15 protein-coding genes are annotated in these 17378 nt (G+C 40.9%); 8 read left to right on the top strand and 7 right to left on the bottom strand.

The window, feature by feature from the left end:
• Positions 1-65 precede the first annotated feature (65 nt).
• Positions 66-2246 carry a catalase/peroxidase HPI gene (katG, locus tag AQULUS_RS03400; protein ID WP_148338664.1) on the top strand — a complete coding sequence of 727 codons (2181 nt, stop codon included), beginning with the start codon at positions 66-68 and terminating at the stop codon, positions 2244-2246.
• Positions 2247-2528: 282 nt separating this feature from the next.
• Positions 2529-3884: a hypothetical protein gene (locus tag AQULUS_RS03395; RefSeq protein WP_148338662.1), complete on the top strand. Its 1356-nt coding sequence runs from the start codon at positions 2529-2531 to the stop codon at positions 3882-3884.
• Positions 3885-3976: 92 nt separating this feature from the next.
• Here the strand turns inward: AQULUS_RS03395 and AQULUS_RS03390 are convergent, their stop codons facing one another.
• Complete coding sequence (locus AQULUS_RS03390) at positions 3977-4663, bottom strand: hypothetical protein (RefSeq protein WP_148338660.1); 687 nt, start codon at positions 4661-4663, stop codon at positions 3977-3979.
• Positions 4664-4987: 324 nt separating this feature from the next.
• On the opposite strand from AQULUS_RS03390, the gene AQULUS_RS03385 reads away from it, so the two are divergent.
• Positions 4988-5968: a lytic murein transglycosylase gene (locus AQULUS_RS03385; protein ID WP_148338658.1), complete on the top strand. Its 981-nt coding sequence runs from the start codon at positions 4988-4990 to the stop codon at positions 5966-5968.
• Between the two features lie 91 nt (positions 5969-6059).
• Here the strand turns inward: AQULUS_RS03385 and AQULUS_RS03380 are convergent, their stop codons facing one another.
• The 3 genes from AQULUS_RS03380 to AQULUS_RS03370 are packed head-to-tail and all read right to left on the bottom strand — an operon-like array spanning position 6060 to position 9328.
• The gene (locus tag AQULUS_RS03380; RefSeq protein ID WP_148338656.1) at positions 6060-6416 is read right to left on the bottom strand and encodes a DUF488 domain-containing protein; all 357 of its coding nucleotides are present in this window, start codon (positions 6414-6416) and stop codon (positions 6060-6062) included.
• Positions 6385-7332 carry a DNA-3-methyladenine glycosylase family protein gene (locus tag AQULUS_RS03375; protein WP_148338654.1) on the bottom strand — a complete coding sequence of 316 codons (948 nt, stop codon included), beginning with the start codon at positions 7330-7332 and terminating at the stop codon, positions 6385-6387. The genes AQULUS_RS03380 and AQULUS_RS03375 overlap by 32 nt, the downstream gene beginning before the upstream one ends.
• Positions 7333-7381: 49 nt before the next feature.
• Positions 7382-9328, bottom strand: coding sequence for an aconitate hydratase (locus AQULUS_RS03370; protein WP_232051824.1), 1947 nt, complete (start codon positions 9326-9328; stop codon positions 7382-7384).
• Positions 9329-9655: 327 nt separating this feature from the next.
• On the opposite strand from AQULUS_RS03370, the gene AQULUS_RS03365 reads away from it, so the two are divergent.
• The 3 genes from AQULUS_RS03365 (at position 9656) to AQULUS_RS03355 (ending at position 11055) form a co-directional block, all read left to right on the top strand.
• Positions 9656-9997 (top strand): hypothetical protein, encoded by a 342-nt coding sequence (locus tag AQULUS_RS03365; protein WP_148338652.1) that lies wholly within the window; start codon positions 9656-9658, stop codon positions 9995-9997.
• Positions 9997-10482 carry a DUF2231 domain-containing protein gene (locus AQULUS_RS03360; protein WP_148338650.1) on the top strand — a complete coding sequence of 162 codons (486 nt, stop codon included), beginning with the start codon at positions 9997-9999 and terminating at the stop codon, positions 10480-10482. Before AQULUS_RS03365 ends, AQULUS_RS03360 begins: the two co-directional genes overlap by 1 nt.
• A 147-nt stretch (positions 10483-10629) precedes the next feature.
• Positions 10630-11055, top strand: a complete 426-nt coding sequence (locus AQULUS_RS03355) for a universal stress protein (protein ID WP_148338648.1) — start codon at positions 10630-10632, stop codon at positions 11053-11055.
• Between the two features lie 223 nt (positions 11056-11278).
• Here the strand turns inward: AQULUS_RS03355 and AQULUS_RS03350 are convergent, their stop codons facing one another.
• Positions 11279-13252, bottom strand: coding sequence for a SagB/ThcOx family dehydrogenase (locus tag AQULUS_RS03350; protein WP_172622715.1), 1974 nt, complete (start codon positions 13250-13252; stop codon positions 11279-11281).
• Between the two features lie 382 nt (positions 13253-13634).
• On the opposite strand from AQULUS_RS03350, the gene AQULUS_RS03345 reads away from it, so the two are divergent.
• Complete coding sequence (locus AQULUS_RS03345) at positions 13635-14102, top strand: Crp/Fnr family transcriptional regulator (RefSeq protein WP_148338644.1); 468 nt, start codon at positions 13635-13637, stop codon at positions 14100-14102.
• Positions 14103-14213: 111 nt separating this feature from the next.
• Here the strand turns inward: AQULUS_RS03345 and AQULUS_RS03340 are convergent, their stop codons facing one another.
• Positions 14214-15509, bottom strand: a complete 1296-nt coding sequence (locus tag AQULUS_RS03340; RefSeq protein WP_148338642.1) for a hypothetical protein — start codon at positions 15507-15509, stop codon at positions 14214-14216.
• 235 nt (positions 15510-15744) lie between these two features.
• Positions 15745-16218 (bottom strand): Cif family virulence factor, encoded by a 474-nt coding sequence (locus AQULUS_RS03335; RefSeq protein WP_148338640.1) that lies wholly within the window; start codon positions 16216-16218, stop codon positions 15745-15747.
• Between the two features lie 221 nt (positions 16219-16439).
• Between AQULUS_RS03335 and AQULUS_RS03330 the strand changes: the two genes are divergently transcribed.
• Complete coding sequence (locus AQULUS_RS03330) at positions 16440-17351, top strand: polysaccharide deacetylase family protein (RefSeq protein WP_148338638.1); 912 nt, start codon at positions 16440-16442, stop codon at positions 17349-17351.
• Positions 17352-17378: the final 27 nt, after the last annotated feature.

Here is a 17378-nt window from a genome sequence, read left to right as displayed (position 1 = left end):
TATTTTGGTATAATCCAGACTGACTTGTCGGGAAGGCTTACCCTATCAATCCAAGGAGAGAACATATGTCAACTGAAACCAAGTGCCCTTTCCATCAAGCTGCGGGGAAAGGAATGTCGACCCGCGACTGGTGGCCGCATCAGTTGAAGCTGAATCTCCTGCATCAGCACTCTTCCCTGTCTGACCCAATGGGTGAGGATTTCAATTACGCCAAAGAATTCAACAGCTTAGATCTGGCAGCCGTGAAGAAGGACCTTCAGACCCTGATGACTGACTCGCAAGACTGGTGGCCAGCGGATTTTGGGCACTACGGACCTCTGTTCATTCGTATGGCTTGGCATAGCGCCGGCACATATCGCATAGGCGACGGCCGGGGCGGCGCAGGCAGGGGCAGCCAGCGGTTTGCGCCCATTAATAGCTGGCCAGACAACATCAACCTTGATAAGGCACGCAGACTGCTCTGGCCAGTCAAACAAAAATATGGCCAAAAAATTTCCTGGGCCGACCTGATCATTCTCGCGGGTAACGTCGCGCTCGAATCCATGGGTTTCAAGACCTTCGGTTTTGCTGGCGGGCGCAAGGACATCTGGGAACCGCAAGAAGATATCTACTGGGGCTCCGAGAACAAATGGCTAGATGATAAACGGTACACGGGCGAGCGGGACCTCGAAAACCCGCTTGCCGCCGTGCAAATGGGTCTGATTTACGTCAATCCTGAAGGCCCGAACGGCAACCCGGATCCACTCGCCGCGGCAAGAGATATCCGTGAAACCTTCGCTCGCATGGCAATGAATGATGAAGAAACGGTTGCGCTTATCGCGGGAGGACACACCTTCGGCAAGACCCACGGCGCGGGTGATGTGAAACATGTGGGTCCCGAGCCCGAAGCAGCCGGCATCGAAGAACAAGGTCTGGGCTGGAGGAACAGCTTTGGCCGCGGCAAAGGCGGCGACACAATCTCCAGCGGCCTGGAAGTCACCTGGACTGCCACACCCACAAAGTGGAGCAACCACTTTTTCGAGAATCTGTTTGGCTATGAATGGGAACTGACGAAGAGCCCTGCCGGCGCACACCAGTGGATTGCAAAAGGCGGCGCGGGTGCTGGAACCATTCCTGATGCCCATGATCCGTCCAGGCATCACGCGCCAACCATGCTGACCACAGACCTCGCTTTGCGCTTTGATCCAGTCTACGAAAAGATTTCAAAACACTTTCTTGAACATCCAGATCAATTCGCGGACGCCTTTGCCCGGGCATGGTTCAAGCTGACACACCGTGATATGGGCCCGCGCGCTCGCTATCTTGGCCCAGAGGTTCCAGGCGAAGAACTTATCTGGCAAGATCCCATCCCCCCCGTCAATCACAAGCTGGTTAATGAAACAGATATTGCCTTTCTCAAGGATAAAATTTTGGCTTCCGGCCTGACTGTTTCCGAACTGGTATCCACTGCCTGGGCATCGGCGTCCACATTCCGCGGTTCTGACAAACGCGGCGGTGCAAATGGAGCCCGTATTCGTCTGGCACCACAGAAGGATTGGGAAGTCAATCAGCCTGCCCAGCTTGCGAAAGTGCTCAAAACCCTGGCGGGCATTCAGGGCACCTTTAATAACGCTCAGACTGACGGAAAGAAAGTCTCGCTGGCTGATCTGATCGTTCTTGCCGGCTGCGCCGGTATCGAGCGGGCAGCAAAAAATGCTGGTCACAAAGTGACCGTTCCGTTTGCGCCGGGACGCATGGACGCCTCGCAGGAGCAAACCGATGTCCATGCTTTTGCTGTGTTAGAACCCTATGCGGACGGCTTTCGCAACTATCAAAAGAGCCGGTATTCCGTGTCAGCCGAAGAATTGCTGGTGGATAAGGCACAATTACTAACGCTGACCGCACCCGAAATGACCGTTCTGGTGGGTGGATTGCGCGTTCTTGATACTAACGCGGATCACTCTCAATATGGCGTTTTCACCAGGCAGCCGGGGACGCTGACTAACGATTTCTTCGTGAATCTGCTTGATATGGGCATAACATGGAAGGCTGTCTCGGCAGACGCTGACGTATTTGAAGCGCGCGATCGCGCCACAGGTGAGGTCAAGTGGACTGGCACCCGTGTCGATCTCATTTTTGGTTCCAACTCCCAGCTCAGGGCTTTGGCTGAAGTTTATGCCTGCGCGGATGCGAAGAAAAAGTTTGTTCAGGATTTCATCGCCGCATGGACCAAGGTAATGAATCTGGACCGCTTTGATCTTGCATAACCAATCCGCTTGATAAAGCTTACAGACAACGCCTGGCAATTGTTTTTTTTAGCCTGATTATTTGGCGATCCAGTCATAATACGCCGACATGTTTCTATTCATGTGATTTTTCCGTCCGATGTATATTGTCATAATGAATACAATGGCAGCGCGCATATAAATTAATCTGATCCAGCATGGCTGTTTAATAGCGCGGAAGCAGGATTGTCAAATTTATTGTTGCAATATAACAATTAAATTGATATTACATAAAATATCGAAAGAAAATAATTGAGGCGTGGAATGAAAGTCACTCTTATTATTGATCCTGATATTTTTTTTCAAAGTTATCATGGAAGCTATCGCTTACATCCCATCATTACTCACTGGATTCAAAAAATCAAAACGGATGCGAGCATGGACGAATTCCACATTTACTTATTAAATCAAACTCCTGGCTCACCTCAAATTAAAATAAACACAGAAAAGAAATCATTTGAACTGCCTATTGGTCCAGTCTTTTTTGATATGCTTTCGGAAGACGCACTTGAATATATCAAAGAATTATGGCAAGGGAAGCTTCAATTTGCTGATCAGTCCTCGGCCGCGCCAACAGGGATATGGCAATACAGCGATAATTACCAGGTTTCAAAAGATGAAATGATCGTAGTCACCGCGAATAAAGAAGTCAGTTCATTTTTTAAAATGCGAGGCATTGCTGTTTCTGAGCTGAAATCATCATGCTATCCCATCACCAACCCGGATTTTGAAGAAATAGCCAGTCATGAAAACGTGGAAATATATTGTGATTTTGATGGGACACTGTTCGATGTGGAAAAATTATTATTACTTTCTGCGCTCAAAGCCAGAGATGACGATTCGGGCATCAGCCCGCTACAATCAGAACTGGAACTCGTGATGAGTGAGAACAGCGGCTTAAGAATGATTAATACAGATATAGTTAATCTTTTGCTGCAATTAGCGAAACATCCAACTTATCTTTTAACCCAAAGGGCTTTTGCGGTAGATAAAGAGCAGCCTTGTTATAATTCAGCTTTCAAACTCGTTAATTGTATCAATTCAGAATATGAATTAAATATTCAAAGTTCTGAAATGAGTTATTTAAATGCGTCAGAACAGATGAAAGGCACATCAGAAAGAAAAAGTTATACAAAAAAAATCGAGCACATTTATTGGCGGATAAAAACACGCTCGCCTGAAAGTAAACCTGTATCCATTTTGTTAATTGATGATAATCTGGAAGAGCATGCAAAAGTTGAAATGGCCAAACCATATTTTGAACAATTAGGTATAAAAATCAGCTCGGTATTAGTGGTAAATCCAATTTATTTTTCAGAAGCCTATCTGGCATCATTCAAGCAATATGCACCCTCCCTGTTTGAACAATTGGATATGATTTTTTCAAGCGAATCGGATAAATTGCATTCCGCCCTTTTGTGTGTAAAAGAACATCAGTCAGAAAAAGCCAAAATTGACGAGCAAGAATCAGCTTCTGCACTTGTATCAACATCCGCGAAAGACAAGAAAGATGAAAGTTATAATATCGACAATAGTCATTTATTATTCTCTGCTCGTGATTTTCTGGATGAAGATGATTATCCAACGACTAGTTTTACAAATCTTTGTCCATTATTCTAGAATGGATACTTCAAGAGTAAAATAGCTCGCTGCAACGCTCTCTGGACAAAGATTCCCGGCTGCAGAGACATGTAAATAATCCTGAACCTGAATCAGGATTTAAATTTTATCTCATTTTCAAGCTGATCATCTGGTGAACCATTTGATTCATCAATGTCTTTTTTCATGTCTTGATTAGTCAATGGTTTATTCTTGCTCTTACTGACAGTAGTCATCGCTTGCTGCCAAATACTATTTGGCACACCGCCTGAGTAAAACTTTTTAGTTGGAATAACCTCATCAGAACAGTCCGCGCTAGGCGGAGGATTGAGAACTTCGTGCACCATGGATTGTACTTTTGTACAAGCCGCGATCTTGCTGTCAAGAAATTGGGGTATAATTTTTTTCTCGCCGCCCAATATTGACGAATCAAGGGTGTTTAATATGTTCGCAACAGCACTGACACAATTATTTCCTAGCAACTTATACCCGGTGGTATTAAAGTCCCCCGCTTTAATTCGCGCAGTAGTGTAAAGTTTCTTTGTCTCTTTTGCTTTTTGACGAATATCCTTATCGGACGATTTTAAATCTTCTTCCACACTATCCGGCAATTCCACTTTAATCATGCGATGAATACCTATTTTATAATAGGTCACATCAATTCCCTTGATAGTGAAGCCAATGGCTTCAGGCGTTCCGCCATAGAAATCCTTGCATTTCTGTAAAATATTATCATACTGCGAGTCCATGCTGGTTAGAGCACAAACAGGACCACCGTAATTGACCAGGAAACTTGGCATACAGGCTCCCTCTCGTTTACTTGATCACTTATTCAATAATAATCCAACAATAAGGAAGAAGCCACCGCGAAACACGATCTGCCAGCAATCAGCCTTATGACTAGTTTTTGATGTTAAATATTTTTATATCTTATAGATTCTATTGAAAATCTAGCAGTCGGGCCCGAACCCGCGACCTGCTGATTACAAAACTGCCAGTCATTTTTTTGTTATGATTACTATAAGGAAAATCGGTAATCTCATATGATGCGCCCATTCGTTACGAAGATGCCACTATTTACATTGCAGCCAATGTATCAAGTTAATCGCAGGGAGTATGGTTCTATGAAGCAAAGCGTAACAGTCACTCTGGGCATTTTCTTCATCAGCATTTTTTTTAGTCCATCACTATATGCAAAACAAAGCTGGCAGGATTTCTTGCAGGAAATACGACAGGAAGCGATTCATCAAGGGATACGTCCCGACACGGTTGATGCAGCATTTCAAGGAATGGACGTACCAAACTGGAAAGTACTGAATTACGATAGAACCCAGCCTGAAAAACGCATCACGTTTCAACAATATCGCAATACACGCGCCGACTCGTACCGAATCAGCCTTGGCAAAAAGGAATTAAGAAAACACCAGGGATTACTATCAAAAATTGCTCAGCGTTACGGCGTTAACGAATGTTTTATCGTTTCATTATGGGGACTGGAAACCAGTTATGGTCATTTTATGGGAAATTTTCCAGTAATACATTCACTTGCCACCCTGGCATACGATGGCCGGCGATCTGCCTTGTTTCGTAAAGAGTTATTTTTAGCATTGCATATATTAAATGACAAACATGTAAAATTGAAATATTTTAAAGGCGAGTGGGCAGGCGCAAGCGGTCATCCACAATTTTTACCTTCAAGCTGGCATGATTACGCGGTGGATTACGATGGCGATGGATACAAGGATATCTGGAAAAGCCTGCCGGATGCATTTGCATCGATTGCCAATTATCTAGATAAAAATGGATGGAGACGTGACGAGCCATGGGCAATTCCGGTTGCCATACCAGAAAATTTTGACAAAGATCTGATGTCACTGGATGTCAGAAAAACAATAAAACAATGGGAACGTCTTGGCGTGAGCGCACAAGACGGTGAGCAACTGCCAAACAATAACTATCAGGCTTCTATCATACAACCTTATGGCGGCCCCGTCTTAATGGTCTTTAATAACTTTAATGTCATCATGAACTGGAACCACTCGACATACTATGCGGGAACCGTAGGCTATATGGCAGAAAAAATATGTCAGACACCGATACGCTAAAATGGAAGTGATAAGCTGTGTCGCCAAGACACAGCGCCCAAATCATCGATGATATAAATGACCGCATCCACCCATGGGTGCATTATGAACATTATTTCAATTTCAATGTTAGATAATTGAGTAATGCCACGGCGTTATTATGTTCAGATTCTTTGGCGCCAAATAATAGCGTCACCGTTTTGGATTTTGCTTCCTTTTTTATAGATTTGATTAATTCCTGTTTATCCACCAATTCCTTTGCATAGCGCTTCTGAAATTCAGACCATTTCCTGGGTTCATGATTAAACCATTTTCGCAGTGAATCACTGGGCGCAATGTCTTTCAGCCATAAATCGACAGCCGCCTTTTCCTTTTTAACACCACGCGGCCACAATCTGTCTACCAATATCCTGAATCCATCCGACTTGTCTGGCTCTTCATATACTCGCTTGACTTTTATCATTGGCATTGATCAACACTCCTTTTTGATTTAGCTTGCGAAGCAACAAATGAAAATAGACCAAACCTGCGTATGGATGCCATTTCCGGATAATTTTTGAAATCGCCCCATAATCAGGCTTATTGACAAGATGTAGCAAATCTTGCAAATTATTTTGCGCTCCAATATCATCTCTCGGAAAGACATCAATTTTTCCCATCCCGCGCAATAAAACATATTCCGCTGTCCACCGGCCCACACCGTTATATTTGCATAATCTGTTGATAATGTCGTCATTCGACATCGCGCCCAGGCCATCAAACAAATTTCCCTCTTTTAATATGGAAGATGCCAAATGAATAAGAGCCTCGCTCTTGCGCAAGCTATAACCTATTCGCCTTAACTCTTTTACAGAACAGCACGCCAGGGATCCGGGATCGGGAAAGGCATAAAATAGATTATTATCTTCAGCAATCTGTATACCGATTTTCTGTATCAATCGATTTTGTATCTGCAATCCCGCCTCAAATGAAATTTGCTGACAAGATATCGCATTAACCAGAGCTTCGAACACAGTAGGAAACCTTGGCGGCTTAAAACCTTTAAATTGATTAACAAGAGAATTTAAATACTCATCTTTTTTCGATATTCGATAAAAATTCCGCAAATCCTGCTTCAAACCCAGCATCATCTCTAATATTTCAGCAAGTTCATTTTTCAATTCCTGATTAATTTTTTTATTTACAGAGACATCAATTACCGAGTCATCCGGAGTGCCGCATTGCTTGACGACCACTTTGACAGGCTTATTCTGAATGACAAATAACCGTGTATACTCATTTCCATCCCATCTATCGATTAAGTTTTTACTTATTCTGCGCAGTGCCCACACTGTATAATCCAGCCTGAAGGGCGAAACCGGAGCCAAGATAAATGAAGTTCTCATGTGTATTAATGTATCCCATTGCGGCTAGTGAGGCATCCGATTCCTTTTTCTAGCCATGTTTCTTGACCCAATTGATTAAGCCGCCCGATTCCAGAACATCGATTTGCCTTCTTGACAAATTATGCCGCAATGTTATTTCAAAAGATTTTCCATCAATATTTGCTTTTAAAATATCGCCTGACTTTATTGAGTCAAAAATATTTTTGATGACAATAAAATCTCCCTGTTCAATTTTCCTATAATCATCAAAATTGACAAAGGTCAATGGCAAAATGCCAAAATTAATCAAATTCTGCCAATGAATACGCGCATAACTCTTGGCAATAACCAGTTGCAATCCAAGATATGCAGGCGCCAGCGCCGCATGTTCACGACTGGATCCTTGTCCATAATTATCACCTCCGATAACCGCATGATGTTCATTTTTTTCTTTCAATTCCTTCGCTCGCCTGGAATAAGTTTCATCGATCATGTCAAATGCAAAATCACTGATCCTAGGAATATTACTGCGATAAGGGAGAACACGCGCTCCGGCAGGAAGAATTTCATCTGTTGAAACATTATCATTCATTTTTAACAGTACGGCTAATTTAACATCTTTTGAGATTGGTTTTAGTTCTGGAATTGAGCTTATGTTTGGTCCTTTCACCAATTTGATTCTGACAGATTCAAATGGTGATAAGGGCGATTGCATCATATTCCTATTCACAATTATTTTTTTCGGCTTCCTTACTTTCGGACAAGGAAAATCTAAATCACGAGGGTCCGTAATGATTCCTTTAAGCGCGGATGCCGTCGCGACTTCAGGGCTGCACAAATATACACTGTCTTCTCTTGACCCTGATCGTCCCGGAAAATTTCTTGGCACCGTGCGCAGACTATTTCGTCCGGTGGCTGGCGCCTGGCCCATACCAATGCATCCATTGCAACCGGCTTGATGAATGCGCGCGCCAGCATGAATAAGATTTGCCAGCAATCCATTTTCAGCTAACTCTTCCAATATGTTACGCGTTGCCGGATTGATATCAAAAGAAACATTTGGATTGATTTGTCTGCCGCTCACCATTAATGCTGAAATGGCAAGATCACGATAACCAGGGTTACCTGATGAGCCAATATAGGATTGATATATATCCCGTCCTTTTACTTCACGTACAAGCTTTACATTTCCCGGACTGGAAGGCAAAGCAATCAGAGGTTCAAGCTCAGACAGGTTGATCACATCATTCTTATCGTAGTTTGCATTCTTATCCGACGACAGCTCAAGCCAGTCGCTTTCACGTCCGTGCATTTTCAAAAATTCCAATGTTTTTTTATCTGACGGGAATATTGTTCCCGTTGCACCCAATTCCGCGCCCATATTAGCAATAACATGCCTGTCCCACAAATCTAGGTGTTTCAATCCATTGCCATAATATTCAATAACATAGCCTACTCCGCCTTTCACACCATGACGACGAAGCATTTCTAAAATAATATCTTTCGCACTCACCCATTCTGGCATTTTTCCAGTCAGTTCAATCCCCATTACTTTTGGCATTTTGACAAAAAACGGATAACCTGCCATCGACATTGCGACCTCCAATCCGCCCGTGCCGATGGCAAGCATTCCTATGGCACCACCCGCGCAAGTATGACTGTCAGAACCCACCAGAGTTTTCCCTGGTTTACCAAAGAATTCCATATGAAGCGGATGACTAACGCCGTTTCCAGCTCTGCTAAACCATACCCCATAACGCTGCGCTGCACTTTGCAAAAACAAATGATCATCCGCGTTTTTAAAATCTTCCTGGATAAGATTATGGTCGACATATTGCACCGATAATTCAGTTTTAACGCGGTCAAGTCCCATGGCTTCGAGTTCCAGCATTACTAACGTACCGGTTGCATCCTGACAAAGCGTCTGATCAATCTTCATGGCAATTTCCTTGCCGGCTATCATTTCACCTTCAACAAGATGTGAGTGGATAATTTTTTGCGTTATATTCATAGGCATCGCACTACACTCCTTTGCTTGCAAAATTGGTACTATAGAAGAAGCACGCGAGTCTATTTATATTCTAGCTGATTTAAATTGCCAGATAATTAAAGATATAAATTTAATCATTTATGGTCTTATTAAGATATTTTTATACATCACAACATCTTGATATTGTGATACCTGACCAGAGAATTCATTTTGACAGCGTTGCTTTTGAAATCTTTTAAGCTCAATACCTTCCTGACAAGTTGCGCTGTCAATGATTCATGTGTAACACAAGTCCTTGAAAATACATTAAAATTGTGTGTATATTATCTATAACAGACATACAAGGAGAGTATTATGTTAATAACAGCAATCATCTTGTTCATTATTGCCGCTATCTTTGGCTTGATTGTGCTGACAGCTATTCTGAAGGACAAGCCTACACCCAAACCTGCCGTATTTACACATGGGCCCATTGCAGCGACGGCGTTAGTCATTGTAATTATTTATGCAGCCATGGGACATATGCACCCTCTGCTTATCACCAGCATAGTCTTATTTGTTCTTGCCGCACTTGGCGGTCTAACATTATTCATGATTGACATGAAAAAAAGGCCTATTCCCAAATTATTGGCAATTCTTCATCCTGTTTTTGCAGTTATAGCACTCGTAACACTAATCATTTACGTGTTGCAATAATGATAAATTCATCATTCCTTGCTCAATTATTACGAGCCAGAATAGCCGGTCATCCCGTGCATTCTATGCTTGTACATTTTCCATCTGCACTTTTTCCGATGAGCTTGATATTTGATATCCTGTCCATTTTCACACAAAATCAATGTCTAGCCTGTGCAGCATTTTATTGCCTTGGTGGAGGAATAATACTCGGTTTATCTGCCGCATTTGCTGGTGCAATCGATTATTCACATTTACCCTCCACTCATACCGCATGGTACAAAGCTTCACTGCACGCATTGCTCAATGTGACATGGATTATTCTTTTTTCTATTGTTTTTGGCATAAAAATGAAAAAATTTCCGAATATCGCCTACGCAAGTCCGATAGAGATAATTATTTCTTCAGCCAGTGTCATTGGCCTTATTTATTCAAACTACCTGGGCGGCGATCTCGTCTTTCGCGATAAGTTAGGCTTTGACCAGACAAATAAAAATAATGACTAGCCCGGCTCAATTTCTTTATATCATGAACATTAACACAGCACTCACTCCGATAGCTTCAGCATAAATCCCGATGAGAAATGTGATAAAATTAGAGATGTCATATCCAGAAATTCTCTACCTATTCATAGTTGCATATGGGAGCCGTACATGTACCATAATATATTATTTGCAGTGGAATTTACCGAAACCGCACATTTGGCAGGAAAAAAGATAAAAAAAATGGCTGATATATTTCAAGCAAAATTACATCTTATACATATAATAGAGTTACCACAAATAAATATTTTTCCTGACATACCCAATAAAGAAAAATTATATATTGATGAAGCAAGGAATAGAATGAAAGGGATTGCAAAAAATTTGAATGTTCCCATATCACATCAACATATTGATGTAGGTAATCCACGCATTTCAATCCCCGAATTTATTGAAAAACATCATATTGATCTTCTGGTGGTAGGACATAACGAAAGAAACGGGATTGATCGTATTTTAGGATCAACCACACACGCATTATTGGAGCGCACAAAGTGCGAAATATTGGTTATTCCTTATCCAGTCAAATTTACTTAAGGCAAGAAGCGCCACATTAAAAATGATGAATAATACTCACTTAACTTGTTTATCGTTGTTAGCCGATTTTCCGACGTAAAACAAAGCATGAAAAATATTTATTTGCCTTAACAGGCATATGACAGCTGTAATTTCACACACTAGCCCCGTATGCTTGAGCGATGAAATAATAATCACATTATGACATTATTTACAATTAAGGTGATTGAAAATAATTTTCATATCAATCATATTCTTGCCCTATTGCTGTTAACAAAATCACACGCTTGGATGTTCCGTCTATTTTTAACATTTTCTGGATCTCATCGTCATAGAATGCCCCTACCGCACAGGCACCTAATTTGCGTGCTTGCGCAGAAAGATAAGCTGTTTCACTGCCGATACCGCATTCCATGTCTGCATATCGATAATCTCTTTCACCATGCAGCACTCCTATCCTGTTTAAATCAATTACCCATGCCATGACAAATGCCGCTCGCTTGAGTACCTCCTGGGAAAGACCAGTTTTGTATATTTCATTTGAGAAGTCACCGTTGACAATTTTTTGCAACGCTGATTTTTCAGGAATGTAACGATATATGCCTTTTGGCAAGTTTTGCACATTGGTAACTATGGCGAACAGTTCGACCCGCCCGCCGTTTTCGACAATATGCGGATTTCTCAGCGGCAAAAATGATTCATGCAGGATACCTGAAAAATCATTAAAACTGATTTCACGATGCGAAAATTTCCGAAACGATCTACGATTTTTGATGATAGAAAAAACATCATTTTTTTCTGGCGCACCATCCGGTAATTTAATCAGTGTTTCGGTTAATGAAAAATCATCGTTTGGCATGTTCGAAGTGGCAACGGGAATGGTTACTGAACCAGCCAGCCACTTCAGGGAAGTCAGTTTATGCGAAAGACGGGTTATCTCCATATCATTGGCATTTTTTGGCAGATCTACTGCAGTGAATCGATGAATTTGATTAAGCGATGTCAACTTTTTCTTTCCAAGTACAATCATGGATAATACGCCTTCGTCATGTTGCGATAACGCAAGAACTTTTCCCATTTTTTCATCGTCAAAAATGCCGGTAATAATATATGGTACTTTCATTGCTGATGTTGCGGCTGTCAGATTACCCAAAATGTGACCCGCATCCGGCAGAATATAACGATAAGAACGTTCATGATACTTCCAGACTGTTCGATCAAAATAGGCTGAAATAATGATAATAGCCGCGGCATTCTTTAATAAGTCTGGATATGGACCCGCCTCGGCCAGCGACTGAAATAATCCTTGGTCGCCAATCCTGATCAGACTGTGATTGGCCGGATGATAATAATAGATGCCTGGCTTTATCCCTTTTATGTTGATTACTGCAACATACAAATCATTTGGATACAGCGCGCCCGCTGATGCGGCTGCGCGCAATTGCAATTGTCCGCCGGGGTAATTTCGTGTTTCTGTCACTCCATTTGAATAGTAAAGTATGTTTGATAAACTCTGCACGCTCACAGCTGCGACAGATTCAGATGAGTTTTGAGATAATGCCTGAGAAAGAGATATGCCCGAGTAGCCGGCTGGTGTAGGTAATGAAATAACCGGGTAGCCGGGGTACGATTTATATATAGAAGGCTTGGTGATATTAAATCTGGGAAGAAACGCGCCGCGGCGAGTAATATCACCTTGCTGATGAAGATAGCTAGCAGCGGTTATTTTCTCTCCCTTGCTCAAAAGCCAGAGTCTATTTGTCAGTATTTCCGGTTTGCTTTCAATGATGGTTATAGTTGCCGGGCTAAGGAATTCATATATTATGATTGTGATAGCGGAAAAAATAATGGCAGTGACAATAAAGAGAAATATATTTCTGACCAATGGCTTCCATTGACTATGTGTTTCATCAACAAGAATGGATGGGCTGTTTTTTCTAAGCCATGCAAGAACAAGAGGCAGCTGAAACCACAGGTGCACACCAACTAGAAATAACAAACAGTAGCCAAATAAATAATGCAGGTCAAAAGCCGGCAAATCCATTCTGGCCACCCAGAACAACCCGAGTCCGGCCGTAATAAGCACATAAAAAATCAGGTAAATTGCAGATATCATATTTATATCACGCTTGCTAACGGGATTCTTGATAGCAGCGCGGAAAAGTATATAGGCAAGCATCAGGGTGATAGGAAGAGAAAACCAGAAAAATTTATCCATAAAATATACTTGCTCCGAGTGATGGGGCCAAGTCTGGAAATTTGACATATATCCAACTTATCATACAATTTCGATTTAAACGATGTAGCAATAACCTTACATTCCGAATCCAGACTTGAATCTTTCATTTCCAAAAAACGAATAATGCATATAAAACTGAACAACTGCCAATAACCACATATAACCCATTGATTGTCAACTGCACATCTAATTGACTTGCCCCAAAGACTACCGCCATTTTTAGAATGCTCTGGCTGTTTTGAAGATACTGTAAGGCCATGTTTTAAATCGCGTTTGAAACAAGGGATTCACCATATTTCATTATATTACTCTATAATATTTATATGGATTGCTCATTTATACAACAGCAGGTATATCCAGCATGGGTAACTTTATAGACTTGTTATTAAAGGATGACTCATTCAAAAAATCTGTAAAATTTTCATATATAAAAGTCCACCCTGATGAGCAAATATTAGAAGAGGGTAAAATGCACTCTTCGCTCTATTTAATCAAATCAGGAACACTGAGAATCGTCGTTAATAGTGTATCAGGTGACAATCCGATTATACACCCGGGGATCGCCCATCTAGGACAGGGTGAAATTGTCGGTGAATTCACCTTTATTGATAATTCGCCTGCGAGTGCCGATGTGTTTGCCAATACTGAGGCGGAACTCATTGAAATTGACATTGACTCATTCAGAAAATATTTAGATTCACACCCTGATATGGGATATAAAATATTTTTTGAAATATTAAAAATCTTCGTTCACCGCTACCGACGAACAAATAAAACCATTTTACATTTACTTGAATGGGGTATTAAAGTGCAACAGAGTTCACAGTAACCCTCTATTGTCGAGTCACAGTTTAGTGGAGCGGTTTGGCAAAACAGAAATTCTTACAGACTTGCAGATGAAGCAATCCAGAACCATGGATTGCTTCGCCGCAAATATCTTTTACTGATTTTCGCTTCCGAAACCACAAGAACTCTTGGAAGTTTTCTTTTCGTCCTTTTTTTCAACCATTTCATCAATAACCTGCAACAAGTCACGCTTTTCTAATATATCTATCGTGTCTTGAATACTCTCATTAACCACGGTGTTATTGATGCTGCCAAATCCTGCTTTATGATTATCCTGCATAGCAAGGCCGATCAAGGTGAAAATACGCTTTAAGTCCTTATTCTGCTTTATTATACTAACTTCATCATCCTTGCATTCCCTGGCGGCAATCATTTTAAATGCTGTTGTCAAACCAAAGAAAACTGATGAGTAACAATTGGAGTGAATGGCATCGTAACATTGGGATAGACAAATATTTTCATCTACTGCCTTTATCATCGCCTTAATTTCCGCTCCGGTCAATGCGACTTCAGTCATTTCTGCATTAAAAGGCGTACCCGGAAAGAAATCATATTTCTTTTCATTATCCATTTTTGTTGTTGTGAAATTCCAGTAGGAATGATAATCCACCACATTTTTGATCGTCCACCATGCAAATGTGGTCCAGTTAAATGTGGCTGAAAATGGTTGACTGCTTGGGTCCACTTTTAAAAACTGGCTGTTCTGACGGCCGACAATGAGAAATTTGCCAGTTTCCACATCACGAAATGCGAGCGAACCATGCGTAATGCCAGTGCCTGTGCAGATTTTACGAGTAAAACCCAAGTGATAAACTCTTTCGTCATCCAGCTTATCCACATCATCAAGCAGCATATCATCAGGATTAATATCCGGGTAACTAGTAATTATTTGTGTTGATGTCATTTCTGAATCAATGAGCAAATTGTATAAGGTAGCTGCATTATAAGCTCTGTTTGTAATAGGAGCGAAAAAACCATCAGAAAAATGTTTTCTCTCTTGCCTGGGCGATGGCAGGGGCGAATTTTCTTCCGATGTTGACTCTGATACGGTTGGTGAAAATGACGTTGGCGTTGAAATCAAACCCCATGAAAGGCGTCTTAGTCTGTTTCTTGGTTTAAGCTGGATAACGGATTGTGCCTTCTGTAGAGCAAAATCTGCCGAAGCTGATCGCGCAGCCGGTTCTTTCTTTTCAAGGCTTCTGCCACGTCCTGATTCACTCACTGAAACAGAATCAGTCTTGGTTTGTTCAGATTTTGGCGGTTCGATGACAGTAATGGTTATTGATGGCCCAGAAGTCTGAATGTTTGAATCTTTTGTTTCTTTTATTTCTTTTGCTTCAGTCTTCGGTTTGATCTGTTCTGTATCTTCCTTTGGATTGGGACGAAACATGACTTTCTCCTCGTATTTGATTGTATTTAAAGGGTTTTTATAAAGGCGCTCTCGTTTTGATAATAAAAGATTATGCCATCCCCCTCATTAGGGCAATATTGTACTTTTATTATTCATGCAAATCAAGAATGTTCTTGTTTTTAAATTAAAATCAGCTTGCGCAGCGAGGATGAAATCGAGGCAGAGTTGAATGAGATGATAGAAAATAATAATGAATACATAATGCATATTTTTTCTATCCTTGCTGAGAAACTGGATAGGCTATAAAGTTTACAATTTGCCATTGATTATTTGATTGTTTCTGAAGAATATCCAGTCCTTCTTCCTGTATTGTAGAAACGTGTGCTCCATTTTTATATATATCCAAATACCAGGTAATCCTGACAGCAGCCAGGTTATTTGAGTGATATATTTTATGGATTTTAAAATTATTGTGATAAACCATGTTTTTTTCTTTAAATATTTTTTTGAAACCGAAACATAATTTAGAATAATTTTTTCTTTGTGATCCTTGATAATCAGCAACAATTGATTTAGAGAACAAATCACACACCTCTGGATATTTTTTTTGATTAAATGTTTTCGTCCAGGACTTAAATAACTCCTGAAACAGGACTTTATCATTCGCTTTGCTTGCATAGCCATTAGACGTAAGTGAAACTGAAATTAACGAAATTACCAATAGGTAAAATAATCTAAAGATATACATAGACACTCCATGTTAAAATTAACTGCCAAACCTCAAAATAAATTCACCTTAATACATTTCACACCAATAATGCCAGCCAAAGCAAATTAACAAAAAATCTACAAAATCAGATGAACCAGCAATTCGCCTATTACACAGCATATTCATGATATTGTCTAAAAAAACGGCTATAATGAAACAATTCAATCTATATCCTGATCGCCGTAAGGGAGATTTAATTGATGGAGTCAAAAATCGCAGTTAACATTTTCTTCCTGACATGTTTGTTATTTTGTTTAAACAATTCGGCGCTTCCTGCTTTTGAAATTGCCATCACAATTGATGACTTGCCTGTATCCGGCGAACTACCCGTTGGCCAGTCACGATTGGAAATTGCGAACACTATCCTGGCGACGTTAAAGAAACATCATGTGGAAGGAGTTTATGGATTTGTGATTGGCAAGGAAGTCACCAATAATCCAGACGGCTCTAAAATTTTGCAAACGTGGATAAAAGACGGAAATCAATTAGGCAACCATACTTATTCACACTTGGACTTATCTCAGGTTACATCGACACAATACGTTGATGATATCAAGCGCAATGACATGATATTAACATCCTATTCGACAAATCAGAATCACAAATATTTCAGGTACCCATTTTTATCTGAAGGTAATACAGCAGAAAAGCGTGAAACAGTACGCCGCTTTCTGCTCAACAACAATTATCAGATTGCCCCGGTAACACTCGACTTTTCAGATTACGAATGGAATCAAGTCTATGCAAAGTGCCTTTTTAAAAAGAACGAGAATGGCATAAATTGGCTGCGAAAAAGCTACATTGAGCATGCATTAGCAGCGCTGGAGAATTCCCGACGCATGTCAAAACACCTTTATGGACGAGACATAAAATACATCTTGCTTTTGCATCTGGGAGCTTTTGATGCCGTCATGATGGATGAGCTTTTAACCTCCTATGAAAAGCATGGCGCCAAATTTATTTCACTATCACGGGCGCTGAGTGATCCTTTTTATAAAATCAGCCCTGACATAGTCAGCAGCATCGGTTGTAATTATCTTATTCAGTTCAGCTTGGGAACCTGTTGGAAAAGTTTGCAGCATTTAAACCTTTTAGAAAAGAGTCATTGTTAACAAGACAACAGTTTTTCGTGCCTAAAA

It is taken from the genome of Aquicella siphonis, from assembly GCF_902459485.1.
In the GTDB taxonomy this organism is placed as follows: domain Bacteria; phylum Pseudomonadota; class Gammaproteobacteria; order DSM-16500; family DSM-16500; genus Aquicella; species Aquicella siphonis.
Note: the sequence above shows the minus strand (reverse complement) of the source record. Positions and strands in the feature narration are given on the sequence as shown.

Coding starts and splice junctions, on each gene's coding strand:
- AQULUS_RS03385 (WP_148338658.1), top strand. CDS start 4,988: ATGAAGCAAAGCGTAACAGTCACTCTGGGCATTTTCTTCATCAGCATT.
- AQULUS_RS03360 (WP_148338650.1), top strand. CDS start 9,997: ATGATAAATTCATCATTCCTTGCTCAATTATTACGAGCCAGAATAGCC.
- AQULUS_RS03345 (WP_148338644.1), top strand. CDS start 13,635: ATGGGTAACTTTATAGACTTGTTATTAAAGGATGACTCATTCAAAAAA.
- AQULUS_RS03355 (WP_148338648.1), top strand. CDS start 10,630: ATGTACCATAATATATTATTTGCAGTGGAATTTACCGAAACCGCACAT.
- AQULUS_RS03365 (WP_148338652.1), top strand. CDS start 9,656: ATGTTAATAACAGCAATCATCTTGTTCATTATTGCCGCTATCTTTGGC.
- AQULUS_RS03375 (WP_148338654.1), bottom strand. CDS start 7,332: ATGAGAACTTCATTTATCTTGGCTCCGGTTTCGCCCTTCAGGCTGGAT.
- AQULUS_RS03395 (WP_148338662.1), top strand. CDS start 2,529: ATGAAAGTCACTCTTATTATTGATCCTGATATTTTTTTTCAAAGTTAT.
- AQULUS_RS03380 (WP_148338656.1), bottom strand. CDS start 6,416: ATGCCAATGATAAAAGTCAAGCGAGTATATGAAGAGCCAGACAAGTCG.
- AQULUS_RS03335 (WP_148338640.1), bottom strand. CDS start 16,218: ATGTATATCTTTAGATTATTTTACCTATTGGTAATTTCGTTAATTTCA.
- katG (WP_148338664.1), top strand. CDS start 66: ATGTCAACTGAAACCAAGTGCCCTTTCCATCAAGCTGCGGGGAAAGGA.
- AQULUS_RS03340 (WP_148338642.1), bottom strand. CDS start 15,509: ATGTTTCGTCCCAATCCAAAGGAAGATACAGAACAGATCAAACCGAAG.
- AQULUS_RS03390 (WP_148338660.1), bottom strand. CDS start 4,663: ATGCCAAGTTTCCTGGTCAATTACGGTGGTCCTGTTTGTGCTCTAACC.
- AQULUS_RS03330 (WP_148338638.1), top strand. CDS start 16,440: ATGGAGTCAAAAATCGCAGTTAACATTTTCTTCCTGACATGTTTGTTA.
- AQULUS_RS03370 (WP_232051824.1), bottom strand. CDS start 9,328: ATGCCTATGAATATAACGCAAAAAATTATCCACTCACATCTTGTTGAA.
- AQULUS_RS03350 (WP_172622715.1), bottom strand. CDS start 13,252: ATGGATAAATTTTTCTGGTTTTCTCTTCCTATCACCCTGATGCTTGCC.